Annotated in this window: 6 protein-coding genes; 4 read left to right on the top strand and 2 right to left on the bottom strand. The window is 42.4% G+C overall.

All coding sequences use genetic code 11. The features are described from left to right. Positions 1–275: 275 nt before the first annotated feature. Positions 276–1,019: a YciK family oxidoreductase gene (locus MHN32_RS23145; RefSeq protein ID WP_010604961.1), complete on the bottom strand. Its 744-nt coding sequence runs from the start codon at positions 1,017–1,019 to the stop codon at positions 276–278. Between the two features lie 196 nt (positions 1,020–1,215). On the opposite strand from MHN32_RS23145, the gene MHN32_RS23140 reads away from it, so the two are divergent. The 3 genes from MHN32_RS23140 to MHN32_RS23130 all read left to right on the top strand — a co-directional run bounded on the left by MHN32_RS23140 (position 1,216) and on the right by MHN32_RS23130 (position 5,183). After that, the gene (locus tag MHN32_RS23140) at positions 1,216–3,645 is read left to right on the top strand and encodes a VolA/Pla-1 family phospholipase (RefSeq protein WP_239422932.1); all 2,430 of its coding nucleotides are present in this window, start codon (positions 1,216–1,218) and stop codon (positions 3,643–3,645) included. A gap of 102 nt (positions 3,646–3,747) precedes the next feature. Further along, complete coding sequence (sohB, locus tag MHN32_RS23135) at positions 3,748–4,761, top strand: protease SohB (RefSeq protein ID WP_102057869.1); 1,014 nt, start codon at positions 3,748–3,750, stop codon at positions 4,759–4,761. 113 nt (positions 4,762–4,874) lie between these two features. Then, positions 4,875–5,183, top strand: coding sequence for a hypothetical protein (locus MHN32_RS23130; protein ID WP_045988126.1), 309 nt, complete (start codon positions 4,875–4,877; stop codon positions 5,181–5,183). 137 nt (positions 5,184–5,320) lie between these two features. Here the strand turns inward: MHN32_RS23130 and MHN32_RS23125 are convergent, their stop codons facing one another. Beyond that, the gene (locus MHN32_RS23125) at positions 5,321–6,241 is read right to left on the bottom strand and encodes an NAD-dependent epimerase/dehydratase family protein (protein ID WP_227387069.1); all 921 of its coding nucleotides are present in this window, start codon (positions 6,239–6,241) and stop codon (positions 5,321–5,323) included. A gap of 154 nt (positions 6,242–6,395) precedes the next feature. Here MHN32_RS23125 and MHN32_RS23120 point away from each other — a divergent pair, with 154 nt between their 5' ends. Continuing rightward, the gene (locus MHN32_RS23120; protein WP_174168750.1) at positions 6,396–6,812 is read left to right on the top strand and encodes a MerR family transcriptional regulator; all 417 of its coding nucleotides are present in this window, start codon (positions 6,396–6,398) and stop codon (positions 6,810–6,812) included. The last annotated feature ends 109 nt before the right edge of the window (positions 6,813–6,921 follow it).

Genomic DNA, 6,921 nt, shown 5'->3' with positions numbered 1-6,921 from the left:
ATAATTAATGCCTTTCTAGCAGCCAGTTTTAGCGCTAACTGCGTTGAATTCACTTCCAATAGCCAGCTATTGGTGCGTAAATTCGCCTTGCCTACAGGAAGTAGGTACCTTAGCGAGAGCAGGACGAGGAAGCGGTGTTTTCCCTAAAACTCTCTGGCTAGGCAAGGAAAAAACTAAGTTGTGCTTTAGCAACAATGAGTTGGAACATTCCTTATCCAAACCTCAGGTTAATATAGAAGGCTGCAATTGTGGATCTGCAGCCTTTAAAGTGCTAGTTAGTAGGTTTGGGCATCTAAAGATTGGCCATTAACTCCGATTGAGTCATCAGACATCAAGTACAGGTATGTTGGCATTAATTCTTCAGGTGTTTTTAGTTTATCTTTATCTTCACCTGGGAATGCTGATGCACGCATACTTGTTCTTGTTGCACCAGGATTAATGCAGTTGATGCGAATATTGGTTTTACCCACTTCTTCGGCCCAAGTTTGCATCATACCTTCGGTTGCGAATTTAGAAATTGCATACGCTCCCCAAAACTCACGACCTTTACGTCCTACACCCGATGAAGTAAAGACGATAGAAGCATTAGGCGCTTTTCTCATTACTGGGAATAGCGATTTAGTGATCACCGCTTGGGCTGTTACGTTTACCTTCATTATGTTTTCAAAGGTTGAAACGCAAAAGTGTTCCATTGGACCTAAAGAGCCTAAAATAGAAGCATTATTTAGCAAGCCATCGAGCTTACCAAATTGCTGCTCGATAGTGGCAGCCAAGTCTCGGAAGTGTTGTTTGGTTGCACCACGTAAATCTAAAGGTACAATTGCAGGCTGTGGGTAACCGGCGTTAACAATTTCATCATAAACGGCTTCTAGTTTACTGGTGGTTTTGCCTAATAGAATAACCGTTGCACCATATTTGGCGTAATTAATCGCCGCAACACGGCCGATGCCGTCGCCGGCACCTGTTACTAGTATCGTTTTATTCGCAAGTGCGTTTTCAGGAGCTTGATAAGTCTGCATTCTGGACTCCAATTAAGATGTTTGGGCTATTTTATCACAATGCCGTAGCAAGTTAGCGAATTTATTGTAAATATGGCTGGCGAAATAACAAAGTTTGAGTTAAGTTTAACTGGTCTAATGTCTTATTAAAAATGCAATTACATAGATTTAACGAGAATTATCACAATAATAATAAGATTATGTCGGAGCCTATAAAATGAAAAAAATGCTACTCTCACTCGCAGTATCAGCAGCACTCGCTGGCTGTGGAGGCGGTGAAACGTTAGAAGATGTAAAAAATGATACTACACCCGTTTCTCCAACGATTTCTGTTAAATTTGATCCATCAGGTGGTGTGATCTCAGTTCCAAACGATATTCTTTTATCCGGCACTCAAGACGGTACCTTAAACCTACCTGACGAAATGTTAGGAGTGAAAGATGGTGAAGGTAACCCTCTGGTAACGCGTGCAAGCTACGCAAACCCAAGTATTGTGATTGGCGCCTTAGATGGTTGGTCGACGCAAATGCCTTACGTTATCGACATGACGACACCGAATGGTTTGACACTCGATGCGCAAAGCGTCATGACCCCGGGCTCTGTACGAATTTTTGAAGTTGCAATGGGTGGACCATTACAAACCGACGAAGACTGTGCTCAGGTGCCTTCAGGTATCGCTTGTAAGCCAATTGCTGAATTACAATTTGGCCCTGATGGTGATTTTGTTACCATGGCTAATAGCACAGGTAACGGTTTAGTTATTATCCCAGTTAAACCATTCAAACCTGAAACTACGTACATTACTGTTTTGACCAAAGGTCTTAAAGACTCAAAAGGTCAAAGTGTAGATGCTTCTTCGACTTACACCTTATTGCGCCAAGACGCGCCATTGGTAACTGATGCTCAGAAGTCTCTTCAGGCTGTGATTCGTAGCTATGAAGGGGCGGTAACTGCAGCGGGTTCGGTGAGTAAAGAAGAGATTATATATACAGCTGCAATGACGACACAGTCGACAGGCCACGCATTGGCGGCGACTAAGCAATTGTTAGCCGCTAAATTACAAGGTGGTGCTAACCCTGTTGTCGCTGTACCTGCACAACCGGTGATCACCGTTGCAGATGCACTTGCAGGAAAAGTGCCTGATGCTATTTTACCTGCTTTTAGAAGCGTACGTTTATTGCAAGGTCAAATACAACTACCTCAGTACTTATCACAACCAAAAAATAAAGATATCTCTGCGCTAGCTGATACCTATTGGCAAGCTCGCTGCGACAGCGCGGTAGCTGTCGCTGGATATGCGGCGCAAGCTGGTGGTTTACCAGAGCCAACAGAACCAAATGATATTGCTTGTAATACACTTTCGGGTGGAAAGTTGAGAGATTTAGGTTTAGATGGTACTAAGTTCTTAACTAAGTACAATCCAATCCCTAAAGAGCAGTGGCTTGCTAATGTTCCTGTGCAAATCACAATGCCTGCGGATGAGTCTCAGCGCCCAGAAGGCGGCTGGCCTGTTGTTATCTTGCAACATGGTATCACGAGTAAAAAAGAAGACATGCTTGGTTTGACGTTGTCATTAACACAAGCAGGATTTGCCACAGTTGCGATCGATCACCCAATGCACGGTGCTCGCGGTTTAGATATCGATGGTGATGGCACTGATGATTTTAATGCCTCGACAGGTAGCGTGTTATCCTACATGAACCTTACATCGTTGTTGGTTGCGCGTGATAACTTAAAGCAATCAGCAGCAGATTTAATGGGTTTACGTTTAGGCTTAAACTTCATTAATCTGGCATCTGGCGGTCAAGTTAACTTTAATACTCAACAAGTTAGTTACCTAGGTCACTCACTTGGTTCTATTGTAGGCCCAAGCTTCCTTGCACAAACCAATACACCATTAAATCCAGCAATTGATGGCTTCTTTAAAGTTGAGTCAGCAGCGCTTGCAAGTGGTGGTTCGGGTATTGCTAATTTCTTGATTGAATCAAAATCATTTGGCCCGTTTGTACAAGGTTCAGTGTTGAGTTCTGCAGGTAACCTAGCATCGCAAGCGTTTAATACCTATCTGCAAGAAGGCGCAATTGCTGACTGTGGTACGCTTGCTGCTGTACAAAGTGAGTTTGTGTCGTGTGCTTATGCAACCTTTAGAGCAGGGCTAGAGGCGGCTGAAGATACCGCAACACTTGCACTGATTGATGGTACGGTGACGCAGTTTGGTTTTGCAGCACAAACGGCATTAGGCAGTGCCGATCCACTTAACTATGCAGCTTCCGTGAAAGCGCTACAAACGCCAGTATATATGAGCGTTGTTACGGGTGGTGTTGATGGCAATGCTGCTGACTTGGTTATTCCTCCAACAACAGAACGCAGCTTCTTGTCAGGTAGCTTACCACTTGCTGGTTTCATGGGCTTAATGCCTGCAAGCGAAACGCAAATGAGTCAAGACGGAACACCTGGAAGTTATGTAGTGAAGTTCTCTCAGGGCCATCATAGTTCAATCTTGACGACAGGCTTTGATGAAAGAGCTGGTGGTACAGCAGCAGGACACGCCGCAGCGTCACTCGAAATGCAAACACAAGTTGCAAGCTTCTTGAAGTCAAAGGGTTTGGTTTTACAAGTATCTAACCCGGATGTTGTTGCAAACTAAGACATTTTTCGAGACTATAAAAGGCCGCGCTAGCGGTCTTTTTTGTGTCCATTTAATATTGAGTTAAATGGCCCCCTTTATGAGCTAAATGAGGAGAACGACTTGGCATTTTTGTTTGAATATGGGTTATTTCTAGCCAAGACAGTAACCATTATCTTTGGTATCGCAGTAGTCATTATTTTGATGGTGGGAGCAAGCTCAAAACCAAAATCGAAAAAGGGTGAGATTGAAGTTATCGATTTAAGCGACAGCTTGGCACAATCTAAGCAGCAGTTTTTGCAGCAAACGCTTGATAAAAAGGCGCTAAAAGCCCTAAATAAGTCGCAATCAAAAGCGCAAAAAAATAAAGATAAAGAAGCAGAGAAAAACGTTTTTTATCTTGAATTTAACGGGAGTATGGACGCTCACGAAGTCTCGGGTTTAAGAGAAGAGATCAACGCTATTTTAACGATTGCAGATAAAGAAAAGGATCAGGTTATTGTGTCTGTAGAAAGTGGTGGTGGGGTTGTTCACGGTTATGGACTTGGTGCATCGCAGCTTACGCGTATCAAGCAAGCGGGTATTCCTCTAACCGTCTGTGTAGACAAGGTTGCTGCAAGTGGCGGATATATGATGGCCTGTGTTGCAGATAAGATTATTGCAGCGCCGTTTGCAATTATTGGTTCAATCGGTGTGATTGCGCAGATCCCCAACTTCAATCGTTTATTGAAAAAGAATAACGTTGACTTTGAAATGGTAACCGCTGGTGAGTATAAGCGTACACTCACGCTGTTTGGTGAAAATACGGATAAAGGCAGAGAAAAGTTTAAAGAGGAGATTGAAGAAACGCATGGTCTGTTCAAACACTTTGTCTCTGATAATCGTGTCGAGCTCGATATTGAGAAAGTGGCCACTGGAGAACATTGGTTTGGTACACAAGCGTTAGAACTTAAACTAGTTGATGAAATATCAACCAGCGACGATTTACTCATGTCACTAAATGAAAGTCACCAACTTTATAAAGTGGCTTATAAGGCTAAAAAAGGCGTTGCTGAGAAGTTTGGACTTCAGTTGGGGCTCGCCATTGAACGTTTCTCCGTTAAAGCGTTAACAAAACTAAATCAGTCTAAATATTAGTGACTGTTGTTCAGTTTATATCAATAAGCTTTATTTCAAACTATTAACAATACTTTATAGACGGCATTGTGTTTACAAAGTGTATGATGCCGCGCTCTAAAAGAGAGGTTGTTATGAATAAAGTTATTGTACTTTCTCTACTTACCTTTAGTCTGACTTTAGGTTTAAATCAGGCGAATGCTAAACCGGAGAAGTTACCACCGGGCCTTGAGAAAAAGTTGAAGCAGGGCAAGCCACTTCCACCAGGTTGGCAAAAAAAGCTCCAAGTTGGAGAACGCTTAGATCCAGATATCTACGACCATGGCAAAGTGATTTATCGCGACAGAGATCGGGATTTGGTAACGATAAGCGTTGAAGGTAGGGTCATCAGGGTACTTGAAAACACCCTAGAAATTGTCGAAATTCTTAAAGGAATGAGATAAAAAGCATCAACTCTGTGCGGGGCAATTTCCCGTACAGAGTCCAAGTTTAGCAATCTAAGTGTTTGTTCCTCGCCAAAGCGTGTGTTAGTTGTAGCACTTAACTTAACGCCTAATGATCTAGGTATTAAATAACGTCGTCATTCCTTGAGAGTTGTTGTTAGTCCATCTCGGTAAGTGGTAATTTCAAACTCCGTAAAGCGCTGCTTAAATTTTTCTGATACAAATATGTTGTCGACTGCATATCGAGGTAACAGTTCTCGTGTTTCTCTTATAGGTTTGCTAAAAATGCTTAGCAGTGATAGCTGCCATTTCTTTAATATTGAATACTTGCCTTGAATGCCGAGTATTTCGCTCGCTAAGTTAACGATTTGCTTGTAAGTGAGTCGATTGTCATCACATGGTAGATGCCATGTCTGGCCATACGCATCAGAGGTATTGCCTAGTAACGCCATTGCTCTGCTAGCATCTGGCGTGTATATCAAGGTACGTAACGTATTATCGCTGATAAATACTTTCGCAGCATCGCCTGCTCGCAGCTTATCAAGAACCGTTGTATTGGTGATACTTTGCGTTTTACCCGGTCCATAAAACTCAGGCGCGCGGCAAATCATCGCATTGACTTGGCCTGTACTCATCGCATCGAGCAGCGTATTCGCTATTAGGCCTCTAACTTGGCCTTTTTCGCCATATGGCAAAAAAGGTGTTTCTTCTGTGAGACGTTCATTGCTTTGCGGATACATATAGGTGTTATCAAAATACACTAATTTGGCATTATGTTTTGTACACGCATCGATGACATTTCGCATCATAATAGGAAATTGCTCAACCCACATGTTTGTGTCAATCGGCAGTCCTGCGGTTAAGTAAACAATTTTAGAGCCTGCTACTGCTTTTTGCGTTTGACTGCCGTCAAGTAGATTAGCGCTGAGTAATTCATCCGTGTTGTTTATCTTTTTTGGTGTTCGGCTGACAAGACGAATGTTATCGGTAAAGTCTTTCTTTAAAGCTCGGGCGAGTTCACTACCAATTTGGCCGTTTGCTCCAAGTATTGTTTGCATAAAAATTACCTTAATTTGTATCTGTTTTGTGCAAGCATAAGGTTAAAGTAAACTTGAAGGTCAATACTTAATTTCTGTTATCTGCTATTGTTTGGGATAAGCACAGATTTTTTCATTTAAGGTAGCAGACTGAGTGCAGTAGGAACTCGAGTTTATGAAAATTGGTGAATTGTCAAAAAGAACAGGCTTGGCGACGTCGAAAATTCGATTCTATGAGGATATTGGCCTACTTAAATTAGTTAAGCGCGCTGCCAATGGTTATAGGATCTATCCCCCTGAAGCTGAAACTGTATTGCATTTAATTTCAAATGGTCAAAAGGCAGGCTTTAGTTTAGATGAGTTGAGTAAATTACTTCCGAGTGATCTAAGTGACTGGAAACATGATCAGTTACTTAACGCTTTACGTCAAAAACTTGCTGATATTGAACTGATGGAGAAAAAGCTTGCAGACAACAAACGACAATTAAACTCCATCCTTAATGACATAGAAGCCAAACCGGGTGACATGGCGTGTGCCGACAATGCCAAGCGAGTGATATCACAAATGGGGATGGATAAAAGGAGGAGGTAGATGCAAAAGGAGGAGAAAGAAGGACAGCCATTTCTAATGCTGCGTGTATAACAAAGCACGTTTAGTATCAGCGAATGCACAGTCGGTGAGCTTCAAATACCGAGATTAC

It is taken from the genome of Pseudoalteromonas sp. Of11M-6 (assembly GCF_022347905.1).
Taxonomy (GTDB): Bacteria; Pseudomonadota; Gammaproteobacteria; order Enterobacterales; family Alteromonadaceae; genus Pseudoalteromonas.
The sequence above is the reverse complement of the archived record's forward strand: the minus strand, read 5'-3'. Positions and strand labels throughout refer to the sequence as shown.

Bases quoted from the DNA above. Each gene is read 5' to 3' on its own strand.
- MHN32_RS23145 (WP_010604961.1), bottom strand. From the start codon at position 1,019: ATGCAGACTTATCAAGCTCCTGAAAACGCACTTGCGAATAAAACGATA.
- MHN32_RS23140 (WP_239422932.1), top strand. From the start codon at position 1,216: ATGAAAAAAATGCTACTCTCACTCGCAGTATCAGCAGCACTCGCTGGC.
- MHN32_RS23130 (WP_045988126.1), top strand. From the start codon at position 4,875: ATGAATAAAGTTATTGTACTTTCTCTACTTACCTTTAGTCTGACTTTA.
- MHN32_RS23125 (WP_227387069.1), bottom strand. From the start codon at position 6,241: ATGCAAACAATACTTGGAGCAAACGGCCAAATTGGTAGTGAACTCGCC.
- MHN32_RS23120 (WP_174168750.1), top strand. From the start codon at position 6,396: ATGAAAATTGGTGAATTGTCAAAAAGAACAGGCTTGGCGACGTCGAAA.